This is a genomic window from Pseudomonas sp. HN8-3 (assembly GCF_020790195.1).
GTDB classification, from domain to species: Bacteria; Pseudomonadota; Gammaproteobacteria; order Pseudomonadales; family Pseudomonadaceae; genus Aquipseudomonas; species Aquipseudomonas synxantha_A.
Genome location: NZ_CP086206.1, coordinates 5783789 through 5808093, shown reverse-complemented (window position 1 = coordinate 5808093; position 24305 = coordinate 5783789). Strand labels below are relative to the sequence as shown.

The window sequence follows — 24305 nt, the reverse complement described above, 5'->3', positions numbered from 1 at the left end:
TGCTTTTTTGTGCAGAAAAAAGGAGTCTGCCTGAATCATGACCGCACCTTCCATCATTCTTACCCGTCTTGACGTGCAGCGTCTTGAGCAACTGATCGACCGCTTGGGCGACGAGTTTCCCGGCGTCGAAGCGTTGCAAGCCGAACTCGACCGCGCCGAAGACGTGGTCGGTCACGATGAAGTGACTGCGGGTGTCGTGACCATGAACTCCAGCGTGCATTGCCGTGAGCAAAGCAGCGGCAAGGACTATCACCTGACGCTGGTCTACCCCAAGGACGCGAACGCCGACGAAGGCAAGATCTCGATCCTGGCTCCGGTAGGCAGTGCTTTGCTGGGGCTGCAAGTGGGCCAGCATATCGACTGGCCTGCACCGGGTGGCAAGACGCTCAAGCTGGAATTGCTCAGTGTCGAAGGCCAGCCCAAGGATGGCGGGGCTTTCTCGCTCTAAATCTGGCCCAGTGCGGCATTGAGGGACTGTTCCAGTTCGGCTTTGTAGCGCAGGTACAAATTGCTCGGGCTTTGCACATCACCGAGCAGTCCTGACAAGTCCAGATCAGTGATGTAGCAACGGTAACGTTCGGTTTCCCGGCGTTGCCCGACGATCTCCCGGGCGACCACGGCAAACAGTTGGTCGCCAAATTCCAGTTCGCAAAATTCCCGCTGATTGCAGTAAAGGGTGATCCCCACCTGGCCAGGCGCGCCTTTGCCGATAATTGCCTGCACGTCATAAAACGGCTTGTTGGCAGGGTTCTGCGGCGCCGGTCGTGGTTCCACGCCGCGGGCGCGGCTGCTGCCCGATGGCAATAACTGATAGTACAAGGTGTGCACTTCACCCAGGGGCTGTCGGGAATCCAGGGACGACAGCGCTTCGCGGCGATAGAGGATCGATTGCAGGAAGCGTTGCAGCGGAGCCAGCAGACTTTGTTCATCATGAAACGGCAAGCGCTGCTGCCAAAGCGCGTTGAATTCGTCGAGTACGTACAGCTGGGCGAAGCCTTCATTGACTCGATAGAACACTTGCACGCAATCGGCCTGGCCCATAGGCAGGAGCAGCGCCAGGTCATGGTCTTCCAGGGCCATGGCGTCAAGGTGCCAAGGGCTGTAGCTGGCCAGTTCCTCACTGAGGTAGGCAATCAGCGCGTCCTGGGTTGGCAGTGACACATGATTGGCCTGGCCCGGTGTCAGTTCCATGACGTGATAGTGCTGTTGCACCTGCAACAGGTAACGATGATTGCCTTGGCCAAGCAGCAGGTGTTGTGCGGTGTCGAACACCTCTTCTACACGCTGGGCAATGAACTGCGCACGGTTGTGGCAAAAACAACGCACTTGCAGCCGTGGCAGATGACCCAGCGGTAGTTGGTTGAGGTAATCGCGCAGGCAGTCGAGCAGGGCGTGGGGGCCGTCATAGCGGCTGACCATCACCTCGTTCCAGCTGTTAAGCATGACCTGGTCCAGGGTCAGCACCAGGTTTTCGCGTACACCGGCGTAGCTCAGGGAGTCGGTGCGCTCTGTTGTCATCAGGATATTCAGGTCGCGATGATGCTTGAGCGGGTCAACCCCGACGTTGATCAGCAACAGCACGTCTTCGGGCACTGCCGGGCGCAGCAAGCGGCTCTCATCGACACTGGCCAGGGGCAGGGCGATGGTCTGTTGCAGGCTGCCCAGCAGGTTGAACAACTCGAACTCGGTCATGTCGCTGACACCGGGGTGCAGCGCCAGGCGGGTACTGCTGTCGATCACGCCGTTGCGATGGCACCAGGTGAGCATTTCCAGCAGGTCCCGGCTGCGTTTGATCGGCGCGAAGTGCTCCCATTCCAGGGCCGTCAGGTTGCCGTTATACAAACCCCAATGGTGCTGGCCCGGCTCCTTGCGGTTGGGCGACTGCACCAGGGTCAGGGTGTCTTCGGCCAGGTCCGGGGCGATGCCTGGGTTAATGAACTCAACCTTGCCGGCCTTGCGTTCGAACGCCGCATACAAGCGCCGGCCCAGTACATTGAGGTCGCGTTTGTTGATCAGGCTGGCAGTCTGTTCGCTGCGGGCGAACTGGGTGAGGAAACGGTAGCTGTAGTTCAGTTCATTGACCAGAGCGCGGCGCTCGGAAGCAACCTGACGCACTTTCCACTGGCTGCGACTGTCCAGCAGGGCCAGTTGGCGCTGGTCCCAACCCCATTCCTGGGCCAGGCGTTCCAGCAGCAGTCGCTGCCAAGTGGGGGTGCGCTGGCCGGCGCTGAGCTTGCGGTTGATCTTCAGGTACAGGCTGCGTCGTACCAGTTCCAGGCGATCCGGCTCGTTGCGGGCCTTGAGGTATTCCTCGATGCGGCGATACACCACGATGTAAGGGTCCAGCTCATCCAGGTCCACTTGGTTGGCGAACACCGCTCGCTTGAAACGCAGGCTCAGGCAGTACACGTTCGGATGTTCGCTGGCGTAGACCTCGGTCAGCAGCAGCTTGAGCACCGATTTGTACGGTGACTCGATGCCCTTGAACAATTGCCACAGCCCGGCACCTATGAACTCGCCCGGCGGGATATGGGCCAAGTGACCCAGGTCGAGGGTTTCATCGGCGCGGATAAACCGCTTGGAAATCAGGGCGTGGGTAAATTCGGCGTAGCGCTTTTCTTCGTAGACCGGCACCAGCCACCAGATCGGCGTGCGCCCGGCCAGCCAGATGGCTGTGCGGTAGAACTCGTCCAGCAGCAGGTAGTGCTGGGTAGTACCGCAATCGTCGGAGCTTAGTTGCGTATCGCGTTCACCCAGGACAAAGCGTGTAGGTTCGATCAGGAAAAAATGCGCCTCGGCGCCCATGCTCAAGGCCCAGGCTTCCAGCAGTTGGCACTTCTTGCGCAGCTCTGCCAGTTCGCTTTCGTCCAGGTCGGGAGCGTGGCACACCCACACGTCCATATCGCTTTGATCGGCCTGGGCCAGCGTGCCGAGGCTGCCCATCAGGAACAGGCCGTGGATGGGGCGGGGCGGGTTGCCATGGCGCGGTTTATAGGAGAACGAGCGGGTCAGGCGTTGGGCTTCGGCCAGCGCCTGGGCGTCAGGTTCGAAATTCGACAGCCCCGCCGGGGTGCTGCTGGAGACATAGCCCGGCAACAGTGGGTGATTGACGTGGAAAAACAGCGGCAACAAGGTCAATACGCCTTGTTGGCGTGGTGTCAGCCCCTCGACAGCCCGGGCCATGCGGCCCTCATTGAGGGCCATGAAACGCGCGCGCAACTGGGTCAGCACCTTGCGGTCGATGCCTTCGTCCAGATCGGGGCGGATTTCGTGGGTGCGGGTCATGTCGAACTCGGTGGCTCGCTGGGCCCGACGTGGGCAGCCATGCAGGAGTCTACAGACAGTAGCGTAGGAGTTTTAGAGGGAAGTGGCTTTTTGGCGTCAGAATTTTTGCGCCACACAACAGCGCCCTCGGAGTCCGCAACGGGCGGACCCCATGGGCGGGATCAGGTGTCAGGCAGCTTCTTTTTTCGTTGTGTTCAAAATCGTCAGCAGGCTTTGGGTGTGTTGAGCTGCATCCCGACCCAGGCTGGTCAGGTAGCCGCCATCGGGTTGGGTAATCAGATCTTTGTCAAAAAGGCGCTTGGCAGCTGCGATGGCAGCGGAAGCGGCGGTCTGGTGGACTTTCAGACCCTCCTGGGAGCTGTCCAGGTTGAAGAGTGCAAGGATTTCCAGTTCGGCAACCAACTCGGGGGTATACGACATAAGGACTCCAGACTTTCTAAAATTTATTAGAGGCTAGCAGGCCATAAGGTGAACGCACTTTGCCGAACTGTCCAGCGTGTTGCTGCGTACTGGGATTATTCCTTTTCAGGCGGCAACTCCGGCAATGCTCGCAGCGCTGTTTCATACCATTGGGTATCGAATGCGCGGTCTTCGTCCAGCATGGCATCAATCTCGAAGGCCAGCACGTGAGCCATCAGATTCAGGATGTCGTCGCGCTCGTAGCCCACCAGGGTCAGTTTGTTGAACGTTGCCTTGGCCGCTGGCGGGTTGTCGCTTTCGATCTGGTTTTCGATGGCTTCGATCAGCGTGGTTTCGGTGAATTCTTCTTCGTCATTGTCGATATCGGTCGGCTCGCTCATGGCAGGCTCCTCAAGGAAAGGGTGCCAGTCTACCGCCATTCAGGCAGGTGATGCTGCTGGTCAGGCCGGGCGCCTGGAACTATAACTCTTGCAGCCAACCCCACACCCGGCCTGGAGGCATCTGCAATGCTCAAGCTCTACGGATTTTCAGTCAGTAACTACTACAACATGGTCAAGCTTGCACTTCTGGAGAAAGGGCTGGCTTTCGAGGAGGTGCCTTTCTATGCAGGCCAGACCCCCGAAGCCTTGGCGGTGAGCCCGCGAGGCAAAGTGCCGGTGCTGGGCGTCAAGCAAGGGTTTATCAATGAAACCAGCGTGATTCTGGAGTACATCGAACACACTCAGGAAGGCCCTTCATTGCTGCCGGCCGACCCTTTTCAACGGGCTCAGGTGCTGGCGCTGTGCCGTGAAATCGAGCTCTACATCGAACTGCCTGCGCGAGCGTGTTTCGCCGAGGCTTTTTTCGGCCTGACGGTGCCGGAGGCGATCAAGGAGAAATCCAGGGCCGAGCTGCTGCTTGGGATCGGTACGTTAGGTCGGCACGGTAAGTTCGCGCCTTATGTGGCAGGGGAGAGTTTCACGATTGCGGATTTGTATTTCATGTACAGCCTGAACCTGGCGTGCGGTGTGGGCGAGAAGCTGTTCGGGTTGGACCTGCTGGCGCAGTTGCCGCAGGCGAAGGCATTGCTGGGGCGCCTGAATGAAATGCCCAACGCGCAGAAGGTAGAGGCGGACAGGCAGGCGGCGATGCCTGCATTCATGGCGATGATTGCGGCCAAAAGGTGAGCAAATGTGGGAGGGGGCTTGCTCCCGATGGTGGTGTATCAGGTAAGAAAATCGTAGCTGACCCACCGCCATCGGGAGCAAGCCCCCTCCCACAGTTTTAGCGGCTGGCGAGCAATTCTTTGCCGCGCACGACCGCTGCCTTGACCTGTGCCGGCGCAGTGCCGCCCACATGGTTGCGGGCATTTACCGAGCCTTCCAGGGTCAGCACGGCAAACACATCCTGTTCGATCTGGTCGCTGAACTGGCGCAGTTCTTCCAGGCTCATTTCCGCCAGGTCCTTGCCGGTGTCCACCCCGTATTTCACCGCGTGGCCGACGATTTCGTGGCAGTCACGGAACGGCAGGCCACGGCGCACCAGGTAGTCCGCCAGGTCGGTTGCCGTGGAGAAACCCCGCAGGGCTGCTTCACGCATGATCGCGTGTTTGGGCTTGATCGCGGGGATCATGTCGGCAAAGGCGCGCAGCGAATCACGCAGGGTGTCCGCGGCGTCGAACAGCGGTTCCTTGTCTTCCTGGTTGTCCTTGTTGTAGGCCAATGGTTGGCCTTTCATCAGGGTCAACAGGCCCATCAGCGCGCCGAATACACGGCCGCTCTTGCCGCGCACCAACTCAGGCACGTCAGGGTTTTTCTTTTGCGGCATGATCGAGCTGCCGGTGCAGAAGCGGTCCGGCAGGTCGATGAACTGGAATTGGGCACTGGTCCATAGCACCAGTTCTTCGGAGAAGCGCGACAGGTGCATCATCGCGATACTGGCGGCGGCACAGAATTCGATGGCGAAGTCGCGGTCCGAAACGCCGTCCAGGGAGTTGCCGCCCACGGCGTCAAAACCCAGCAGTTGCGCGGTGTACTCGCGGTCGATCGGGTAGGTGGTGCCGGCCAGCGCAGCGCTGCCCAACGGCATACGGTTGGCGCGCTTGCGGCAATCGACCAGGCGCTCGTAATCGCGACTGAGCATTTCGAACCAGGCCAGCAGATGGTGGCCGAAGGTCACTGGCTGTGCGGTCTGCAAGTGAGTGAAGCCGGGCATGATGGTGTCCGATTCACGCTCGGCCTGCTCCAGCAAACCTTTTTGCAGGCGGGTGATTTCGCCCAGGATCAGGTCGATTTCATCGCGCAGCCACAGGCGAATATCGGTGGCTACCTGATCGTTACGGCTGCGGCCGGTGTGCAGTTTCTTGCCGGTCACGCCGATGCGATCGGTCAGGCGTGCCTCGATGTTCATGTGCACGTCTTCCAGATCGACGCGCCAGTCGAACGTGCCTGCCTCGATTTCACCGCGGATGGTGGTCAGGCCGTCGATGATGCTGTCACGCTCGGCGTCGGTCAGCACGCCGACCTTGGCCAGCATCGTGGCATGGGCGATGGAGCCCATGATGTCGTGGCGGTACAGGCGCTGGTCGAAGGTGACGGAGGCGGTGAAGCGCGCGACGAAGGCGTCGACGGGTTCACTGAAGCGGCCGCCCCAGGACTGGTTGGTCTTGTCGGTGCTCATGGATTCGCTCGTGATCTGCTTGAAAGAGGCATGAAGGTGTACCGGCGATAATAACAGGGTTGCCCGTGAAGGCGGTGCCGCGGGTGATCGGCAATTTTATTTGTGTCGTAGATGGCTAAGTGCCTTGCCGCCGAACGCATCCGGGACGAGACTGGAGATACGTACTTATTGAAACGATATTTGACGATTGAGCAATATCGTCTCAGTGAGCGTCTACAGTTGGACTGCTAGTGTGTGAATGCACCAAAGTCTGGTGATGCGGTCATAACCAGACTATCCATTAAACAGGGGGGTATTCGGATTGTGTATCAGTGAACCCTACGACGATGCCCGAAGGCAGCAGGTCTTGGGCGCTATTGAACAGGTCCGGGTAAATTTGGGTGCCGCTCTCAGGGCACTTTTTGCCGCTCGCGCTAGTCTTAGCGTGGATCGCTGTGACGCAAGTCACCGCACCTGTCTACGCTATCCTTGTGCGAGACTCACGCAGGAATCCAGCGCAATATGAATGTCCTGATCGTTGATGACGAACCCCAAGCCCGCGAGCGACTGAGCCGTCTTGTCAGTGAACTCGAGGGTTATACAGTCCTTGAACCGAGTGCCACCAGCGGTGAGGAGGCGTTGACGCTGATCGACAGCCTCAAGCCGGATGTGGTGCTGCTCGATATCCGTATGCCGGGCTTTGATGGCCTGCAAGTCGCTGCCCGCCTGAGCGAGCGCGAATCGCCACCTGCCGTGGTGTTGTGCGCGGCCCAGGAAGAGTTCTCTGCACAGACGCTGGAAGACAGCGGTGTCAGTTTTCTCGTCAAGCCGGTCACCGCCGAGGCCTTGCTCAAAGCCTTGAAAAAAGCCGAGCGTCCCAGCCGTGCCCAACTTGCCGCACTGACCCAGCCTGCGGCCCAAAGTGGTAACGGGCCACGCAGCCACATCAGTGCGCGCACCCGCAAAGGCATCGAGCTGATCCCGCTCAACCAGGTGGTCTACTTTATTGCCGATCACAAGTACGTGACCCTGCGCCACGAAGCTGGCGAAGTGCTGCTGGATGAGCCGCTCAAGGCTCTTGAGGATGAATTCGGCGACCGTTTTGTGCGTATCCATCGCAACGCGCTGGTAGCCCGCGAACGTATCGAGCGCTTGCAGCGCACACCCCTGGGGCACTTTCAGCTCTTCCTGAAGGGGCTCAATGGCGATGCGTTGATCGTCAGCCGACGCCATGTCGCCGGCGTGCGCAAGATGATGCAGCAGCTTTAGCCCAAGGGCTGGGGCGCGGTCTGCCTTCCTTATCCCGGTGCGATGTGGCCAGGGAGGCCCCGCACTTGCTGATTCAAATCAAAGCGTATTTGCCTGAGCTGTTATTATCCGCCGTATCTATTCAGTACGGATTGATCCATGTCCTCTCGCGAAATCCGCATCGCCACCCGTAAAAGCGCCTTGGCCTTGTGGCAGGCCGAATACGTCAAAGCACGCCTTGAGCAGGCTCATCCGGGCCTCAAGGTATCCCTGGTGCCCATGGTCAGTCGCGGCGACAAGCTGCTGGACTCACCCCTGTCGAAAATCGGCGGCAAGGGTCTTTTCGTCAAGGAGCTGGAAACTGCGCTGCTGGAAAACGAAGCCGACATCGCTGTGCATTCGATGAAAGACGTGCCCATGGACTTCCCTGAAGGCCTGGGCCTTTTTTGCATCTGCGAGCGCGAAGATCCGCGTGATGCCTTTGTTTCCAATACCTACGCTTCCCTGGATGACTTGCCGCTGGGCAGCATCGTCGGCACCTCCAGCCTGCGTCGCCAGGCTCAGTTGTTGACACGTCGGCCCGACTTGCAGATTCGCTTTTTGCGCGGCAACGTCAATACGCGCCTGGCCAAGCTGGATGCCGGCGAATATGACGCGATCATTCTTGCCGCCGCCGGCTTGATCCGCTTGGGCTTCGAAGATCGCATCACATCGGCCATCAGCGTCGAAGACAGCCTGCCCGCCGGCGGGCAGGGCGCAGTCGGCATCGAATGTCGGACCGTCGACAGCGAAATCCACGCACTGCTCAAGCCCCTCGATCACGCCGATACCGAAGTTCGTGTGACCGCCGAGCGCGCCCTGAACAAACACCTCAATGGCGGCTGCCAAGTCCCCATCGCCTGCTATGCCGTACTCGAAGGTGATAGCCTGTGGCTGCGTGGCCTGGTGGGGGATCCGGATGGCGGTACCCTGCTGACCGCCCAGGTGCGTGGGCCGCAACGAGATGCCACGGCCTTGGGGATTCAGGTTGCCGAGGAGTTGCTGGACAAAGGCGCCGGTGCCATTTTGCAAAAAGTCTATGGCGAGGCCGGTTCGCAGTGACCGACTGGCGAGTGCTGCTGACGCGGCCTGCCGAGGAGTCGACAGCCCTGGCGGCTTTATTGTCCCAGGCCGGTATATACAGCAGCCGTCTGCCGTTGCTGGAGACGCAAGCGTTAGCGGTCACGGCTGAGCAACAAGCGGTGTTTGACGCGTTGCAGCGTTATTGCGCGGTCATTGTTGTGAGCAAGCCGGCCGCGCGCCTGGCGCTGCAACGGTTGGGGAATGCCGTGCCGCCAATGCCGTGGTTCAGCGTCGGTGCGGCGACGGCGCAGATCCTCGCCGGTCATGGCCTCGACGTTCATTATCCCGCCACTGGCGATGACAGCGAGGCCTTGCTTCAATTGCCTGCATTGCGCGAGGCTATCGCACAGCCGGGCGCCAAGGTGCTGATCCTGCGTGGCGAGGGCGGCCGCGAGTTGCTGGCAGAGCGTTTGCGCGAGCAAGGTGCTAGTGTCGACTATCTGGAATTGTATCGGCGTTTTCTCCCGGTCTACGAGACGGGTGCGCTGATGCAACGCATCCGGTTGGAACGCTTGAACGGCCTGGTGGTCAGCAGTGGGCAGGGTTTTTTACACCTGCAAGCCCTGGCGGGCACCGATTGGCCACAGGTGGCACAGCTGCCGTTGTTCGTGCCCAGCCCGCGCGTCTATGAGATGGCGCGGGCCGCTGGCGCAAAAAAAGTTGTGGATTGTCGCGGCGCGAGTGCCGCGGCTTTGTTAGTGGCGTTGGGGAGCTATCCCGTTCCCACTCTCTGATACGCAAAGGACGGATACGTGAGCGAAACAGCCTTGCCTAAAGATGAAGCTCAGCCCGCGCTTGATGCGCCGGTCGAGACACCGGTCACCGCGCCGCGCCGTGGCAATGGCCTGGCGGTCGTCGCCTTGCTGCTAGGGGCTGCTGGCGTAGCTGCTGGCGGCTGGGGGATCTGGCAGGTCCGCGCCCTTCAAGCCAGCAGCCAACATCAATTGAGCCAAGTGCAGACCCTGGATGACCAATCCCAGAGCCTCAAGCAAAGCCAGCAACAGTTGGCCGCCCGTCTGGCGCAATTGCCGGGTGCGGACGAGCTGGAAGAGCGCCGCCGCCTGGTTGCCCAGTTGCAGGGCGATCAGCAACGCCTGAGCCAGCGCCTCGAAACGGTGTTGGGCGCCAGCCGCAAGGATTGGCGCCTGGCCGAGGCGGAGCATCTGATCCGTCTGGCCAGTTTGCGTTTGTCTGCCTTGCAAGACATCAACAGTGCGCAGTCGCTGGTCCAGGGCGCCGACGAGATTCTTCGCGAGCAGAGCGACCCAGGGGCTTTCACCGCCCGTGAGCAACTGGCCAAGAGCCTTGCCGCATTGCGCAGCACTGAGCAACCAGACCGCACCGGCCTGTACCTGCAACTGGCGGCCTTGCGTGACCAGGTCGTGCAACTGGCGGCGATTGCCCCGGAGTATCAGCTTACGGAACCTGCTTCCCAAGGGCGCCCCACCAGCGATACGCAGAACCAGTTGAGCCAGTGGTGGGAACAGATTTCCCGCTATTTCCGCATCGACTTCAACCCGGATGACAATATCCGGCCATTGTTGGCAGGCCAGGGTTTGAACCAAGTGCGCCTGGCCTTGAGCCTGGCGCTGGAGCAGGCGCAGTGGGCCGCGCTCAACGGCGAGTCGGCGGTATACAGCCGCTCGCTGGGCGAAGCGCGCAGCGTATTGCAAGACAACTTCAATCAGGACAACCCGCAGAGCAAGGCGATGCTGGCGCGTATCGCTGAACTTGAGCCCAAGGCCGTGTCGGTGGTGACGCCGGACCTGGCTGCGAGCCTGGCCGCCGTGCAGGCTTACCTTGAACGTCGTCATCTGTCTGCCGACGAAGCCAAGGCCGCGGCCGGCAAACCGGCGACCCAGGAGTAGAGCTGATGAAGCGTTTCTATGTGATCCTGGTGCTGGCGATTGCAGTCGCCCTCGCACTGGCCGTGGGTATTTCGAAACACACCGGCTACGTGCTGATTACCTATCCGCATTTGCTGCATTACGAGTCAAGCCTGTGGGCTACCCTGGTGGCGGTGTTTGCCATCGGCCTGGCGATCTACCTGGTTCGTGTGTTGCTGAGCCTGATCACCACCTCCGGTGGCGTGGTCAATCCATGGTCGCGACGCAACCGCAGCCGCCGTGTGCAGATCGCGATCGAGCAAGGCCAGATGGACCTTGCCGAGGGCCGCTGGGCCAGTGCCGAGCGCCACTTGCACCGCGCTGCCGAAGCAGAGCGTCAGCCGCTGCTCTATTACATCGGTGCTGCCCGTGCGGCCAATGAGCAGGGCCGCTATGAGGAATCCGACGGCTTGCTGGAGCGCGCCCTGGAGCGCCAGCCCCAGGCGGAATTGGCCGTAGCCCTGAGCCATGCGCAACTGCAGATGGACCGCGGCGATACTGAAGGCGCCCTGGTTACGCTTCAGGCGATGCACGAGCGTCACCCGCATAACGCGCAGGTACTCAGGCAGCTACAGCGCCTGCATCAGCAGCGTGGCGATTGGTCGTCGGTGATTCGCCTGCTGCCTGAGCTGCGCAAGGACAAAGTCTTGCCCGCCAGTGAGCTGGCCGAGCTGGAACGTCGTGCCTGGGGCGAAAACCTGAGCCTGGCTGCCCAGCGTGAGGAGCAGGGCGAGGCGGGCTTGCAGTCTCTGGAGCGTGCCTGGGAGCAACTGACTTCGGCCCAGCGCCAGCAGCCACAATTGGTGCTGGCCTATGCCGACCAGTTGCGTCGGCTAGGCGCGGATGCAAAGGCCGAGGAAGTGCTGCGTGGTGCCCTCAAGCGCGACTATGACAGCCATCTGATTCGGCTGTATGGCCTGTTGCGTGGCAGTGACCCGGCGCGCCAGTTGAAGTTTGCCGAAGGCTGGCTCAAGGACCATCCGGGCGATGCCAGCTTGCTGCTGACGCTTGGCCGTCTGTGCCTGCAAAACAGCCTGTGGGGCAAGGCGCGGGACTATCTGGAAAGCAGCCTGCAAGTTCAGCGCAACCCCGAAGCCTGTGCCGAATTGGCCCGCCTGCTGGCCCAACTGGGCGACACCGAGCGCAGCAACCAGCTGTTTCAGGAAGGTCTGGGGCTGCTCGACAATCGTCTGTTGTCCTCGCCTCTGCCAGTACCCGCGCGTATTTGAAGTAGGAAAGGGTGAATGGATTGGCTCGGATCTATCCGACACCCGATCCTTAAAACCCCAATAAACACTCGGTATAACTGACGTGATGACTAATTCCTACTTGTTGTAACTGGATTTCCGCCATGCCTTGGCGGAATGTCCTTGCTTCTTCGCGGAATTGTCTGCTCCGGGGCGTCTTGAAAGGGGTCGGGCCTTTCCTCTACCGTAGCGACCTATCTCTTGCAGTGCGGATAAACAATGTCTTTGGCCCCTTTACGCTCCTTGTTTTTGCTGGCGTTCATGGCGGGTGCGCTGACGTTGGGCGCGTCCTTCTATCTGGAATACGGCGCGTTGCTACAGCCTTGCTTTCTGTGCCAGGTACAACGTCTGCTTCTGGCCACTTTTGCGCTGATCAACCTGATGGCCGCCCTTCATAATCCCGGGCGCTCCGGCCTTTGCCTGTATGGGCTGGCGAGCACCGTGTGTGCATTATTGGGTGCCATCACTGCCGGGCGCCAAGTGCTATTGCAGAATATTCCGTCAGGTGCGGGCCGGGATTGCTGGCCCAGCCTGCACTACATGATCGAAAACCTGTCGTTCTGGCAGGCGGCGCGGTCAGTGTTCAACGGGACTGTCGATTGCGTTGAAATCAACTGGACGCTATTTGACCTGAGCCTGCCGGAGTGGAGCCTGTTGTTCTTTGTGGCGATGTTGATCCTGGGTGTCATGCAATGCTCGCGGCTGTTGTTCAGTAAGCATTTGCGCATCACAACGTCATGAAAACGGGACGCGCGTTGTAGGAGGGGATTAAACACTTGTATGAACATTCTCTCCTGCGTACCTTGAAGCCATAGTCCTGCGGGCATAATCTGGCCCGCACGCGTATCCAAACCATTTGTCAGACGCGGCTTTGTTCGACTGCTGCTTAATCCTTCAAGTGTTGCGCAGGTACAGAGCAGCAGCGCCCCTATAGGGAAGAGAGATCATCATGCTGGAAAGTTGTCAGAATGCTCAGGAACGTTGGGGTGGGGTGCACAAGCTGATCGACAGCTGGCTGAAGGCACGCCACGAACTGGTTCGGGCCTTTGATGCTCTCGGTGCCAAGCCCGAAGCATTGGGTGAGAATCGCGAGCCATTGCAGGATTTCTGTGGGGTACTGGTTGACTACGTATCGGCAGGCCATTTCGGCGTCTACGAGCAACTGACCAAAGAGGCGGAAGCCTTCGACGACCAGCGTGGCCTCGACCTGGCAGAGACTATTTACCCGCGCATCGATGTGATCACGGAAAAACTGCTGGCGTTCACCGACCTGTGTGACGCAGGGAAATGCGTAGCGGAAAAATTCAAAGAACTGGGCGCGCTGCTGCATGAACGTTTCGAGCTGGAAGACTGCTTGATCGAAGTACTGCACAACGCCCATAAGGAAGAGGCTGCCACCCAAGTCTGAAGCTTGGTAGGGAGATAAAAAACGGTGCGCATGTCGCACCGTTTTTTATGGGTCAGTGGCGAGTGCCGAGCAGTTCTATCTCGAACACCAGCGGTGTATAGGGCGGGATCAACTCACCTGCGCCGTCTGCGCCATAGGCCTGGGCTGAAGGAATCACCAGACGCCATTTCGCACCCACCGGCATCTGTTGCAATGCACTGTTCCAACCGCTGATCACGCTGTTCAGGCGAAACCATTGTGGTTGCGTACTTTTGTCAAAGACAGTTCCGTCAGGCAGTCGGCCCACGTATTTCACCTGCACTTCATCGCTGGCTAACGGCTTGTTGCCAGTGCCCGGTGCCAGCTCGGTGAGCAGAATCCCATTTGCCAATTCACGAACACCACTGGCGGCGTTTTCCCGAGTTAGAAATTGCTGTTCGGCGGCGAGTGCTTTTTCGCTTTGAGGTAGCTGGGCGTTGGCGGCGTTTTGCGCTTCGTGCTCGGTGAGAATCTGTTCGATGCGCGCGTTGTCGAGCGCCAGCGGCTTGCCTTGATAGGCTTGCTTGAGGCCGTCGATCAGGGCCTGGATCTGCAGGTCGGGGACTTCCTGGCGCAACCGTTCGCCGAGGCTTGCGCCCAAGCTATAGGCTAGATCATGCGCCTCTGTGGCAGTGTTTTTTGACGGCGATTGCTCGCTCGCATCGGCCACGAAGATCGCCAAGCCAAGCACTAGAAAAAGATAACGCGACATGGACATTCTCCCGGCGAAAGTGCGACGGATTATGCCAGTGTGAGTGCGTAAAAACTGGTGAGCATTTGCGTTATATCGATAAGAATTTTCGTACCGTGCAACGCAAGCCCAACGATACTGTCAACATGCGCTAGCGGCGGTAAGAGCAGAGGGCTAGTATGAGCCGCACCCACGTCAGCCAGGAGGTAAACCATGTCGGCCAAACAGAAGCCTGTAAATACCCCGTTGCACTTGCTCCAACAACTTTCGGGCAGCTTGCTCGAACATCTGGAAAGCGCATGTTCCCAGGCGTTGGCCGATGCAGAAAAACTGCTCGCCAAACTGGAAAAACAACGCGGTAAAGCGCAAGAAAAGCTGCACAAGTCCCGTACCAAACTGCAAGACGCCGCTACTGCCGGCAAGTCCAAGGCGCAAGCCAAAGCCAAGGGCGCAGTCAAAGAACTTGAGGACCTGCTGGATGCCCTCAAGGATCGTCAAGCTGAAACCCGCAGCTACATTTCCCAACTCAAAAAAGACGCTCAAGAAAGCCTGAAGCTGGCCCAAGGCGTTGGTCGTGTGAAGGAAGCCGTAGCTAAAGCGCTGGGGGCTCGTACACCCGCAAAAGTTGCAGCCAAGCCCGCTGCCAAAACCGCTGCTGCCAAGCCAGTTGCTAAAACTGCAGCTGCCAAACCAGCAGCCAAGCCAGCCGCTAAAACTGCAGCTGCCAAACCAGCAGCCAAGCCAGCCGCTAAAACTGCAGCTGCCAAACCAGCAGCCAAGCCAGCCGCTAAAACTGCAGCTGCCAAACCAGCAGCCAAGCCAGCTGCTAGAACCGCTGCCGCCAAACCAGCAGCCAAGCCAGCCGCTAAAACTGCAGCTGCCAAACCAGCAGCCAAGCCAGCCGCTAAAACTGCAGCTGCCAAACCAGCAGCCAAGCCAGCCGCTAAACCTGCAGCCGCGAAACCAGCAGCCAAGCCAGCCGCTAAACCTGCAGCCGCGAAACCAGCAGCCAAGCCAGCCGCTAAAACTGCAGCTGCCAAACCAGCAGCCAAGCCAGCCGCTAAACCTGCAGCCGCGAAACCAGCAGCCAAGCCAGCCGCTAAACCTGCAGCCGCGAAACCAGCAGCCAAGCCAGCCGCCAAACCTGCAGCCGCGAAACCAGCAGCCAAGCCAGCCGCCAAACCTGCTGCCGCGAAACCAGCAGCCAAGCCAGCCGCTAAACCTGCTGCTGCCAAACCAGCAGTCGCCAAGCCAGCAGTCGCCAAGCCAGCCACTCCAGCGGCACCGGCAGCATCCACCGCTCCAACCGCATCGGCCAGCACCACGCCTGCACCGGTAGCGCCAAGCACCACCCCAGCCAGCGCTTCCTAAGCGTCGGTGGCCGCGACGCGCAGCGCCTGCAGCGCGTCGTGGTCAAGGTTGGCGGCTTCGGTCGCCAGGCCTTCAAGCCATTCGTACTGACCCACCACCTCATTGATCGGCCATGCCTGCGCCAAGGTTTCCAGGCGCGCCAGCAGTGTTCGTTCAGCCTCCAGCTCCAGGGCTTTGACCCGCTCGCGCAACGATGCCAGCTGCGTATCCTGCTGCGCCAGGGCTCGCCATTGCACGCGCAGGTATCGCAACGGTTCGACAACCTGCACCCGCCACGGACGGGCAAGCTGTTGCAGCGCCTGCACCCGCTCAGGTGTATGTGCCACACCGCGCCGCTCCAGCCAGGCACCACACAGCAGCAGGCATACATCCGCGCCTTGTTCCTGCAAACGCAGGCAAGCGGCCTCTACACCCGGGCGAGCGTAGGTAGAAAGGGCAAAGCTCCACAGGTCAGCGCACATATTCACACCCAAGCCAGCGGCCAACGAAGCTGGTAGACTCCGCCGCCATTATGATCCGACTTCAAAGCCTAACATTACAGCGTGGCCCGCAACGTCTTCTCGAAGACGCCGAGCTGACCCTGCACGCCGGTCACAAAGCCGGCCTGATCGGTGCCAATGGCGCCGGCAAATCCACGTTGTTCGCCTTGCTGCTCGGTGAGCTGACCCCGGATTCCGGGGACTGCCTGCTGCCGGCCGACTGGCGCATCGCCCATATGCGCCAGGAGATCGACACCCTGGACCGCATCGCGATCGACTACGTGCTCGATGGCGACCTGCGCCTGCGCCAGGTGCAACACGACCTCGCCGAAGCCGAAAAAGCCCAGGACGGTGCCGCCCAGGCCCGTCTGCACGCCGAGCTGGACAGTGCCGACGGCTACACCGCCGACGCCCGTGCCCGCAAAATGCTCGCTGGCCTTGGCTTTACCAACGAACAGATGGACCGCCCGGTCGCCGACTTCTCCGGCGGCTGGCGCATGCGCCTGAATCTGGCCCAGGCACTGATGTGCCCCTCCGACCTGTTACTGCTCGACGAACCGACCAACCACCTGGACCTCGATGCGATCCTGTGGCTGGAAGATTTCCTCAAGAGCTACCAGGGCACCTTGCTGCTGATTTCCCACGATCGGGATTTCCTCGACGCCGTGGTCGACAACATCGCCCACGTCGAACAGAAGAAAATCACCCTCTACCGTGGCGGCTATACCGCGTTCGAACGTGCCCGTGCCGAGCGCCTGGCCCAGCAGCAACAGGCCTTTGAAAAGCAACAGGCGCAACGTGCGCACATGGAAAGCTACATTGCCCGCTTCAAGGCCCAGGCCACCAAGGCCCGTCAGGCCCAGAGCCGCATCAAGGCGCTGGAGCGCATGGAAGAACTGTCGGCGGCCCACGTCGATTCGCCGTTCGATTTTGTGTTCCGTGAGTCGGTGAAGATCTCAAGCCCCCTGCTCGATCTGTCGGACGCTCGCTTGGGCTACGGCGACAAGACCATCCTGGAGAAGGTCAAGCTGCAGCTCACGCCGGGCGCACGCATTGGTTTGCTCGGCCCCAACGGCGCGGGCAAGTCGACGCTGATCAAGAACCTGTCGGGTGAGCTTGAGCCACTGGCTGGCCGCCTGACCCGTGGCGAGAACACGGTGGTGGGCTACTTCGCCCAGCATCAACTGGACTCGCTTGATGCCAAGGCCAGCCCGCTGTTGCACCTGCAACGCCTGGCGCCCACCGAGCGCGAGCAAACCCTGCGCGACTTCCTCGGCGGTTTCGACTTCCGGGGGGCGCGTATCGACGAGCCAGTGCTGAACTTCTCCGGGGGTGAAAAAGCCCGCCTGGCCCTGGCCCTGATCGCCTGGGACCGCCCGAACCTGTTGCTGCTCGATGAGCCGACCAACCACCTGGACCTGGAGATGCGCCTGGCACTGACCATGGCCCTGCAGGAGTTCAGCGGTGCGGTACTGGTGGTGTCTCACGATCGCCACCTGCTCAAGAGCACCACCGACAACTTCCTGCTGGTGGCCGACGGCAAGGTCGAAGAATTCGACGGCGACCTGGACGACTACGCACGCTGGCTGACCGATTACCGCCTGCGCAATGCGCCGGCCAGCAACACCCCGGTCAACCCGGACAAGACCGACAAGAAAGCCCAGCGCCAGGCCGCCGCCGCGCTGCGCCAGCAGCTGGCGCCGCACAAGCGTGAGGCCGACAAGCTGGAAGCCGAGCTGGGCAAGGTGCACGAGCGCCTGGCCAAGATCGAAACCAGCCTGGGTGATAGCTCCGTGTACGAGGCGGCGCGCAAGGATGAGCTGCGTGACCTGCTGGCCGAACAGGCCAAGCTCAAGGTGCGCGAAGGGCAATTGGAGGAAACCTGGATGGAGGCCCTCGAACTGCTCGAAACCTTGCAAGCGGAGCTGGAGGCGCTGTCCTGATGGAAGCGTTGCAACTGCCGGTACCGGCGCAATGGGTCGAGCCCGTATGGATCGGCGTGCAAATCCTGCTGATCCTGCTGGCCGGCTACCTGGCCCAGCGCTTCGTCGCCAAGGGCCTGACGCGCCTGGGTGAGCGTTACCCGTTCCCGCCGCAACTGCTGATGCCCCTGCGCGGCGGCTTGCGCTGGCTGATCATGGGCAGTGCGCTGATCTTTGTGCTGGGGCGCCTTGGGGTGTCTGCCACGGTGTTGTGGACGGCGCTGTCAGGGTTTGTCGCGGTAGCGGCAGTGGCGTTCTTCGCCATGTGGTCGGTGCTGTCCAACCTGTTGTGCGCAATTCTGATCTTCACCGTCGGGCCGTTCCGCCTTGGGGATATTGTCGAGCTGGTGGACACCGTCGACAAACCCGGCGTGAAGGGCAGGGTCGTGGCGATCAACCTGCTTTACACCACATTGATCGAAGTAGAAGAAGCCGGGACCAGCAGCGCGATGGTGCAAGTGCCTAACAGCTTGTTCTTTCAGCGCTCGGTGCGCCGTTGGCCTGGCACCCATGTATTTCCGGGCGACCGCTAGCGTTTACATCTTGTAAAAATCTATAGCCAGCCTTCGGTCGGTAGAGTTAGCTTAATGGCACAATCGCTGACTCCCTTCTGAGGTGCGCAATGGCTCTCGACACATGGCTGGCCTTTTTCCTGGCCAGTTGGATCATCTCCCTTTCTCCTGGCGCCGGTGCCATCGCCTCGATGTCCAGCGGCCTGCAATACGGTTTTGTCCGTGGCTACTGGAACGCCATTGGCCTGCAACTGGGCCTGGCGATGCAGATTGCCGTGGTCGCGGGTGGCCTGGGGGCCATTCTGGCGGCGTCGTCTACCGCGTTCTATGCGATCAAATGGTTTGGCGTGGCCTACCTGGTGTACCTGGCCATCAAGCAATGGCGCGCCCTGCCCATGGACATGACCGATGACGCCGCCGTGCGCCCGATCGGGAAGCCGATGGCGATGATGTTCCGCGGCTTTTTGGTCAACGCCAGCAACCCCAAGGCCCTGGTGTTCATGTTGGCGGTGTTGCCGCAATTCGTGAACCCGCAGGCGCCGCTGTTGATTCAGTACCTGATCCTCGGTGCGACCATGATCAGCGTCGATATGATCGTGATGGCGGGTTACACGGGGTTGGCGTCGAAAGTCTTGCGTCTGTTGCGTACGCCTAAACAACAGAAACGCGTAAACCGCACATTCGCAGGTTTGTTTGTCGGCGCTGCGGGTTTCCTTGCGAGCCTGCATCGCGCTACGGCGTAATTGCCGAAACCGAATCGAAATGTGGGAGGGGCAAGCTCCCTCCCATATTGGATTTAGGGGTGATATGAAATAACACCTTGAGTCGAATTCATTAAAGCTCAACAATAGTGTTACTTCGTATTTCCACTTGAGATTCATTCATGACTGCCCCTTTCCGCTTTCTTGCGTGGCTGCTGTTGCCGGCGCTGATGTCGTGCAGCTTCAATCTCTTGGCCGCGACCGCCGAAGGCGCGCCACAGGCCCTGCATTTGCTGGATTACATCGGCGCCGACTACCCGCCTACGGTAGAGGCAGGCAAGGTGGTAGACGACTCGGAATACCGCGAGCAGGTGGAGTTTCTCGGAGTGCTGCAGGGTTTGGTGGCTGATCTGCCCGACAAACCCGAGCGCGCTGAGTTGATAAGCGGCGTTAATGAATTGCTGGCGGCGGTCACCGCCCATCAGGACGGCGCGAGCGTGGCCCGCCAGGCTCGTCAGTTGGGCGCCAAGCTGGCCGTGGCGTATGAAGTCAGCCAAGCACCGGCCATCACGCCGGACCCGACACGCGGCGCGCCGCTTTATGCCCAGCATTGTTCGGTGTGCCACGGCACTGTCGGCGCCGGTGATGGTCCGGCTGGCATGGGCATGACGCCGCCCCCCGCTAACCTGCGTGACGCCACGCGCCTGGATCGCTTGAGCCTGTATGCGATCTACAACACCCTCGGTCTGGGTGTCGAAGGCACTGATATGCCGTCGTTCGCTGACCAACTGGACGATCGCCAGCGCTGGGACCTGGCGACCTATATCGCCGGTTTCACCGCCGACCCGGCTGCCGCCAAAAGCGAGCAGGCGTTCAACCTCGCCGACCTGGCGCGCCAGACCCCCAATGAAGTGCTCGCCGCTGACGGCCCTGGCGCTGCGGCGACGTTCCGCGCCCAGCGTGCTCAGCCGCCACAGGTTCAACGTGGTCCCGCGCAGTTGCTCGACTACACGGCCGCCACGCTGGACAAGAGCCTTGCGGCCTTCCGCAACGGCGACCACGAGCAGGCCTATGATTTGTCCGTCGCTGCCTACCTGGAAGGCTTCGAGCTGGTGGAAAGCTCCCTGGATAACGTCGACGCCAATGTGCGCAAAGACACCGAGAAGGCCCTGATGGCCTATCGGCAATCGTTGCAGGATGGTTTGCCTATGGAGCAGGTGCAGCAGCGTCTGGACGTTGCCAAAGGCAAACTCACTGAATCCGCCGGCTTGCTGGGCGGCGATGGCCTGAGCTGGTCATTGAGCTATATCTCTGGCCTGCTGATCCTGTTGCGCGAAGGCCTGGAAGCGATTCTGGTGCTAGCGGCGATCCTCGCCTTCCTGCGTAACACCGGCCAGCAGTCGGCGGTTCGCAGCGTCAACGTCGGTTGGGGCCTGGCGCTGTTGGCAGGCTTGGCTACGTGGGCCTTGGCGGCGTATGTGATTGACGTCAGCGGGGCCCAGCGAGAACTGCTCGAAGGCTGCACGGCGCTGTTCGCCAGCGTGATGGTGCTATGGCTCGGCGTGTGGATGCACGACCGGCGTCACGCGGCGGCCTGGCAGGATTACATCAAGAGCAGCCTGGTGGGCGGCGGCGGCCGTTTCGGTTTTGCCGTGCTGGCGTTCTTCTCGGTTTATCGCGAGCTGTTCGAAGTGATCCTGTTCTACGAAACCCTGTGGCTGCAGGCCGGCCCTGCCGGGCACAACGCGGTGCTGGCCGGTGGTGCCACTGCGCTGGTGCTGCTGGTGGGCCTGGCCTGGGTGATCCTGCGTGGCTCGGCGAAGTTGCCGTTGGCGCTGTTCTTCGGCATCAACGCTGCGTTGCTGTGCGCACTGTCGGTGGTGTTCGCCGGGCACGGTGTCAAGGCCTTGCAGGAGGCGGGCATCTTCGGCACGCGGCCGGTGGCGTTTTTTGACTTCGACTGGCTGGGCATCCATGCCGATGCGTATTCGTTGGGCGCGCAGGCTGTGGCGATCCTGGCGATTGTGGTGCTGTATGGCCGCAGCCGGCTGACCGAGAAGCGCCGGGCGGCGGCGTAGCATGCGGGTATGGATCGACGCCGACGCCTGCCCTCGGGCGGCCAAGGACCAGGTAGTGAAGTTTGCCCTCAAGCGCCAGTTCGAGGTGGTGCTGGTGGCCGGGCAGAGCCAGATCAAGCCGAGCTTTTCCTGTGTGAAGCTGATCGTGGTGCCCAGTGGCCCCGACGCGGCCGATGATTACCTGGTTGAGCACGCCGTACCCGGCGAACTGGTGATTTGCAGTGACGTGCCCTTGGCCGATCGGCTGGTGAAGAAGGGCGTCACGGCCCTCGATCCGCGAGGCAAGGAGTTCAGCCCTGCGAACATGAGTGAGCGCCTGGCGGTGCGCAACCTGTTCACCGACCTGCGTGAGCAAGGTCAGATGGGCGGCGGACCACCGCCCCATGGCGAGAAGGATAAGCAGGCGTTTGCCAATGCCCTGGACCGAATCCTTACACGTCTTATGCGCCCAGCCTGACCTGTGGCGAGGGAGCAAGCTCCCTCGCCACAGGCGCCTACCCGTCAGTCGTTCTCGTGGGTCAACTCCAGCACCCGATCCACCAACTTGTTGATCCCTGACGCCACTTCACTGATGTTCTTGCCGAGCATATACGCCGGCGTACTGACCAGCTTGCGCGCCTTGTCCTCGACGATATCTTCCACCGTGCATTCGTGGTGCGTGGCGCCCATCTTGTCCAGGGCAGCCGCTGTGTCGGCATCGTTACCGATGGTGCAGGTCACGCCAGGGCCGTAGATCTTCGCGGCCAGGGCCGGAGAGATGCAGATCAACCCCACCGGCTTGCCTGCTTCGGCAAACGCTTCAGCCAGTTCCAGCACCTGCGGGTTGACGCTGCAGCCGGCGCCCTCCACGGCGAAGTTCGACAGGTTCTTCGCTGCGCCAAACCCGCCCGGCACGATCAGGGCGTCGAAGTCGGCGGCATTGGCTTGGCCAATATCCTTCACTGCGCCCCGGGCGATACGCGCAGACTCCACCAGCACATTGCGCGACTCGGGCATTTCTTCGCCGGTGAGATGGTTGATCACGTGCAATTGCGCAATATCGGGTGCAAAGCATTCCACTTGAGCGCCGCGCTGGTCCAGGCGCAGCAACGTGATCACGCTCTCGTGAATCTCTGCGCCGTCGTATACGCCACAGCCGGAAAGGATCACTGCAATCTTTTTGCTCATGGGCATTTCTCCTGATTCATGGCGTTAAATGTCTACTAATTTGTAACCTGTTGCCAATGGGATCTCACGTCGCTGCACCTAATCTTGATGTAACAAAAATAGACCGGACTAGCCCATGGACTTTGTGCCTTACGCAGTACCGTTTTTTATCGCCCTGATCGTTGTGGAGCTGCTGGCCGACCGTTGGCGCGGTGCACGCAACTACCGAGTAGCGGACGCCATCAACAGCCTCAGCACCGGTGTGCTGTCCACCACGACCGGTTTGCTGACCAAGGGCGTGGGCCTGTTGACCTACGCGTTCGCCCTCAAGCACCTGGCGCTCATCGAGCTGTCGACCCAGAGTGCCTGGACCTGGGTGTTCGCCTTTGTGTTCTATGACTTCTGCTATTACTGGCTGCATCGCATGGGCCATGAGCGCAATATCCTGTGGGCCGCGCATTCGGTGCATCACCAGAGCGAGGACTACAACCTCACCACCGCCTTGCGCCAGACCAGCACCGGTTTTCTGCTGAGCTGGATCTTCTACCTGCCTCTGGCTGTGGTCGGCGTGCCGCTGGTGGTGTTTATCAGCGTGGCTTCGCTCAACCTGTTGTATCAATTCTGGGTCCATACCCGCCACGTTCCCAAGCTGGGCTGGTTTGAGTGGTTCTTCGTGACGCCGTCCAATCATCGGGCCCACCACGCACAGAATGCTCTCTACATGGATCGTAACTACGGCGGGGTGTTCATTATTTGGGACCGGCTGTTCGGTACTTTTCAAGAGGAAGACGACAACGAGCCGGTGATCTTTGGGGTAACCACACCCCTGGCCAGTTGGAACCCGCTGTGGGCCAACCTGCAGTTTTATGCGCAGTTATGGAGTGACGCCCGGCGCACCGAGAGCTGGTGGGACAAGTTGCGCATCTGGTTCATGCGCACCGGCTGGCGCCCGGCGGACGTCAAAGCCAAATACCCGATAGCCAAGCCGGACCTGAGCCAGTTTCGCAAGTTCGAAGTGCCTTTGGATGCGCGGCAGCAGGTCTACATCGCCTTGCAATTTGCTGCTTATGTGGGCTTTGGCAGTTATCTGATGAATTTCGGTGAGGGCTTGCCTGCGGCGGCGTTGGTGCTCGGCTGGGGCGCGATGGCCCTGGGCCTGTTTACGTTGGGGGTGGCACTGGAGAATCGCCCATGGGCGTTGAAGGCCGAGCTGGCGCGCCTGGCGCTGAACCTGCCGTTGGTATGGCTGGCGCCGCTGGTCGGCTTGTGGCCTGCCAGCCCTCTCGCCTGGCTGGGCCTGGCGAGCTACAGCCTGCTCAGCGTGATTGGTCTCTACTGTTGCAGAGGCCGTTTTACTCGGTTGGCGTCTTAGGCGTTTCGACCGAGGCTTGCTCGACAGCCTGTCGCGCCTTGGCCTCGGCACACGCTTGGCGGGCGATGCGAGCATTCTTGAAGCGACGTCGCAGCCACAGGCCAAAACCCAGCACCAGCAAGGCGCCCAGTACCCATAGCTCGTACTTCTTGACGCTGCCGAGCATACCTTCCAGCACCGCACCGAAATGATAGGCCGCAGCCCCCAGTGCAGCGGCCCAGATCGCCGCACCAATACCGTTGAGGATCAGGTAGCGCATCGGCGGGTAACCGGACAGGCCTATCGCCACGGGCATCACCGTGCGCAACCCGTAGACAAAGCGAAAGCTCAGTACCCAGATATCCGGGTGCTTGCGGATATGCTCCAGTGCCTTGTCGCCCATCAACTGCCACCGCGGCTTGCGTGCCAGCAGCTTGCGGCCGTGCTTGCGCCCCATGTAGTACCAAAGCTGGTCGCCGGCATAGCTGCCAAAAAAGGCAACGACCACCACCAGGTTGATATCCATGTAGCCACGAAACGCCAGGAAGCCTGCGAGTACGAGGATGGTCTCGCCTTCGAAAAACGTGCCGAGAAAGAGGGCAAAGTAGCCGAAGTCATGCAGAAATTGTTGAAGCATGGTCTGGGGTGCTGGCGAAATGAACGCGCAGCCTACGCCTTCACGAAGATTCATGAAAGTATCGAGATGTGTCACGAAGTGAACAA

The 24305-nt window shown here is 60.6% G+C and carries 24 protein-coding genes; 16 read left to right on the top strand and 8 right to left on the bottom strand.

Translation table 11 applies throughout. The annotated features are described in order from the left end of the window. Positions 1-37 precede the first annotated feature (37 nt). Positions 38-448, top strand: coding sequence for a nucleoside diphosphate kinase regulator (gene rnk / locus LJX92_RS26015; RefSeq protein ID WP_005792442.1), 411 nt, complete (start codon positions 38-40; stop codon positions 446-448). On the opposite strand, the gene LJX92_RS26010 is transcribed toward rnk, so the two are convergent. From LJX92_RS26010 to LJX92_RS26000, 3 genes are all read right to left on the bottom strand, one after another. Continuing rightward, positions 445-3285: a class I adenylate cyclase gene (locus tag LJX92_RS26010; protein ID WP_228309119.1), complete on the bottom strand. Its 2841-nt coding sequence runs from the start codon at positions 3283-3285 to the stop codon at positions 445-447. The genes rnk and LJX92_RS26010 overlap by 4 nt on opposite strands. A 168-nt stretch (positions 3286-3453) precedes the next feature. Next, a complete protein-coding gene (locus tag LJX92_RS26005; protein WP_032878774.1) occupies positions 3454-3705 on the bottom strand; it encodes a TIGR02647 family protein in 252 nt (83 codons plus the stop codon). 95 nt (positions 3706-3800) lie between these two features. Beyond that, complete coding sequence (locus LJX92_RS26000) at positions 3801-4085, bottom strand: hypothetical protein (RefSeq protein WP_032878776.1); 285 nt, start codon at positions 4083-4085, stop codon at positions 3801-3803. Between the two features lie 126 nt (positions 4086-4211). Between LJX92_RS26000 and LJX92_RS25995 the strand changes: the two genes are divergently transcribed. Beyond that, positions 4212-4871 (top strand): glutathione S-transferase family protein, encoded by a 660-nt coding sequence (locus LJX92_RS25995; RefSeq protein ID WP_228309118.1) that lies wholly within the window; start codon positions 4212-4214, stop codon positions 4869-4871. A gap of 97 nt (positions 4872-4968) precedes the next feature. Here LJX92_RS25995 and argH read toward each other — a convergent pair whose 3' ends face one another. Further along, positions 4969-6363 (bottom strand): argininosuccinate lyase, encoded by a 1395-nt coding sequence (argH, locus tag LJX92_RS25990; protein ID WP_003195396.1) that lies wholly within the window; start codon positions 6361-6363, stop codon positions 4969-4971. Positions 6364-6864: 501 nt separating this feature from the next. Here argH and LJX92_RS25985 point away from each other — a divergent pair. The 7 genes from LJX92_RS25985 (at position 6865) to LJX92_RS25955 (ending at position 13253) form a co-directional block, all read left to right on the top strand. Next, the gene (locus tag LJX92_RS25985; protein ID WP_005792437.1) at positions 6865-7611 is read left to right on the top strand and encodes a LytR/AlgR family response regulator transcription factor; all 747 of its coding nucleotides are present in this window, start codon (positions 6865-6867) and stop codon (positions 7609-7611) included. Between the two features lie 138 nt (positions 7612-7749). Continuing rightward, positions 7750-8691 carry a hydroxymethylbilane synthase gene (gene hemC / locus LJX92_RS25980; RefSeq protein WP_228309117.1) on the top strand — a complete coding sequence of 314 codons (942 nt, stop codon included), beginning with the start codon at positions 7750-7752 and terminating at the stop codon, positions 8689-8691. After that, positions 8688-9446, top strand: coding sequence for a uroporphyrinogen-III synthase (locus tag LJX92_RS25975; RefSeq protein WP_032878785.1), 759 nt, complete (start codon positions 8688-8690; stop codon positions 9444-9446). The genes hemC and LJX92_RS25975 overlap by 4 nt, the downstream gene beginning before the upstream one ends. Positions 9447-9464: 18 nt before the next feature. After that, the gene (locus LJX92_RS25970; protein WP_032878787.1) at positions 9465-10580 is read left to right on the top strand and encodes a uroporphyrinogen-III C-methyltransferase; all 1116 of its coding nucleotides are present in this window, start codon (positions 9465-9467) and stop codon (positions 10578-10580) included. Between the two features lie 5 nt (positions 10581-10585). After that, positions 10586-11827 (top strand): heme biosynthesis protein HemY, encoded by a 1242-nt coding sequence (locus tag LJX92_RS25965; RefSeq protein WP_005792433.1) that lies wholly within the window; start codon positions 10586-10588, stop codon positions 11825-11827. Positions 11828-12064: 237 nt separating this feature from the next. After that, positions 12065-12586 carry a disulfide bond formation protein B gene (locus LJX92_RS25960; RefSeq protein WP_078822616.1) on the top strand — a complete coding sequence of 174 codons (522 nt, stop codon included), beginning with the start codon at positions 12065-12067 and terminating at the stop codon, positions 12584-12586. A gap of 208 nt (positions 12587-12794) precedes the next feature. Then, on the top strand, positions 12795-13253 hold the full coding sequence (locus LJX92_RS25955; protein ID WP_032878791.1) for an Rsd/AlgQ family anti-sigma factor: 459 nt from the start codon (positions 12795-12797) through the stop codon (positions 13251-13253). Positions 13254-13305: 52 nt separating this feature from the next. Here LJX92_RS25955 and LJX92_RS25950 read toward each other — a convergent pair whose 3' ends face one another. Continuing rightward, positions 13306-13983, bottom strand: coding sequence for an FKBP-type peptidyl-prolyl cis-trans isomerase (locus tag LJX92_RS25950; protein ID WP_103734174.1), 678 nt, complete (start codon positions 13981-13983; stop codon positions 13306-13308). Positions 13984-14175: 192 nt separating this feature from the next. Between LJX92_RS25950 and LJX92_RS25945 the strand changes: the two genes are divergently transcribed. Continuing rightward, positions 14176-15333 carry an AlgP family protein gene (locus LJX92_RS25945; RefSeq protein WP_228309116.1) on the top strand — a complete coding sequence of 386 codons (1158 nt, stop codon included), beginning with the start codon at positions 14176-14178 and terminating at the stop codon, positions 15331-15333. On the opposite strand, the gene LJX92_RS25940 is transcribed toward LJX92_RS25945, so the two are convergent. Next, entirely contained in the window at positions 15330-15794 is a 465-nt protein-coding gene (locus tag LJX92_RS25940) for a TIGR02444 family protein (protein ID WP_032878795.1), read from the bottom strand. The two genes, LJX92_RS25945 and LJX92_RS25940, sit on opposite strands and share 4 nt — an antisense overlap. Before the next feature lie 50 nt (positions 15795-15844). On the opposite strand from LJX92_RS25940, the gene LJX92_RS25935 reads away from it, so the two are divergent. The 5 genes from LJX92_RS25935 (at position 15845) to LJX92_RS25915 (ending at position 21542) form a co-directional block, all read left to right on the top strand. Further along, positions 15845-17755: an ATP-binding cassette domain-containing protein gene (locus tag LJX92_RS25935; protein WP_078822612.1), complete on the top strand. Its 1911-nt coding sequence runs from the start codon at positions 15845-15847 to the stop codon at positions 17753-17755. After that, positions 17755-18327 carry a mechanosensitive ion channel family protein gene (locus LJX92_RS25930; RefSeq protein ID WP_005792426.1) on the top strand — a complete coding sequence of 191 codons (573 nt, stop codon included), beginning with the start codon at positions 17755-17757 and terminating at the stop codon, positions 18325-18327. The genes LJX92_RS25935 and LJX92_RS25930 overlap by 1 nt, the downstream gene beginning before the upstream one ends. An 89-nt stretch (positions 18328-18416) precedes the next feature. Then, positions 18417-19049, top strand: coding sequence for a LysE family transporter (locus LJX92_RS25925; RefSeq protein ID WP_005792425.1), 633 nt, complete (start codon positions 18417-18419; stop codon positions 19047-19049). A 140-nt stretch (positions 19050-19189) separates the two neighbouring features. Continuing rightward, positions 19190-21085 (top strand): FTR1 family protein, encoded by a 1896-nt coding sequence (locus tag LJX92_RS25920; RefSeq protein ID WP_223017770.1) that lies wholly within the window; start codon positions 19190-19192, stop codon positions 21083-21085. Between the two features lies 1 nt (position 21086). After that, positions 21087-21542 carry a YaiI/YqxD family protein gene (locus tag LJX92_RS25915; protein ID WP_078822610.1) on the top strand — a complete coding sequence of 152 codons (456 nt, stop codon included), beginning with the start codon at positions 21087-21089 and terminating at the stop codon, positions 21540-21542. A gap of 44 nt (positions 21543-21586) precedes the next feature. On the opposite strand, the gene elbB is transcribed toward LJX92_RS25915, so the two are convergent. Next, positions 21587-22252, bottom strand: a complete 666-nt coding sequence (elbB, locus tag LJX92_RS25910; protein ID WP_005792422.1) for an isoprenoid biosynthesis glyoxalase ElbB — start codon at positions 22250-22252, stop codon at positions 21587-21589. Between the two features lie 115 nt (positions 22253-22367). Here elbB and LJX92_RS25905 point away from each other — a divergent pair, with 115 nt between their 5' ends. After that, positions 22368-23603 carry a sterol desaturase family protein gene (locus tag LJX92_RS25905; protein ID WP_228309115.1) on the top strand — a complete coding sequence of 412 codons (1236 nt, stop codon included), beginning with the start codon at positions 22368-22370 and terminating at the stop codon, positions 23601-23603. Here LJX92_RS25905 and LJX92_RS25900 read toward each other — a convergent pair. Continuing rightward, positions 23584-24219, bottom strand: a complete 636-nt coding sequence (locus tag LJX92_RS25900; RefSeq protein ID WP_032881179.1) for a DedA family protein — start codon at positions 24217-24219, stop codon at positions 23584-23586. The genes LJX92_RS25905 and LJX92_RS25900 overlap by 20 nt on opposite strands. Positions 24220-24305: the final 86 nt, after the last annotated feature.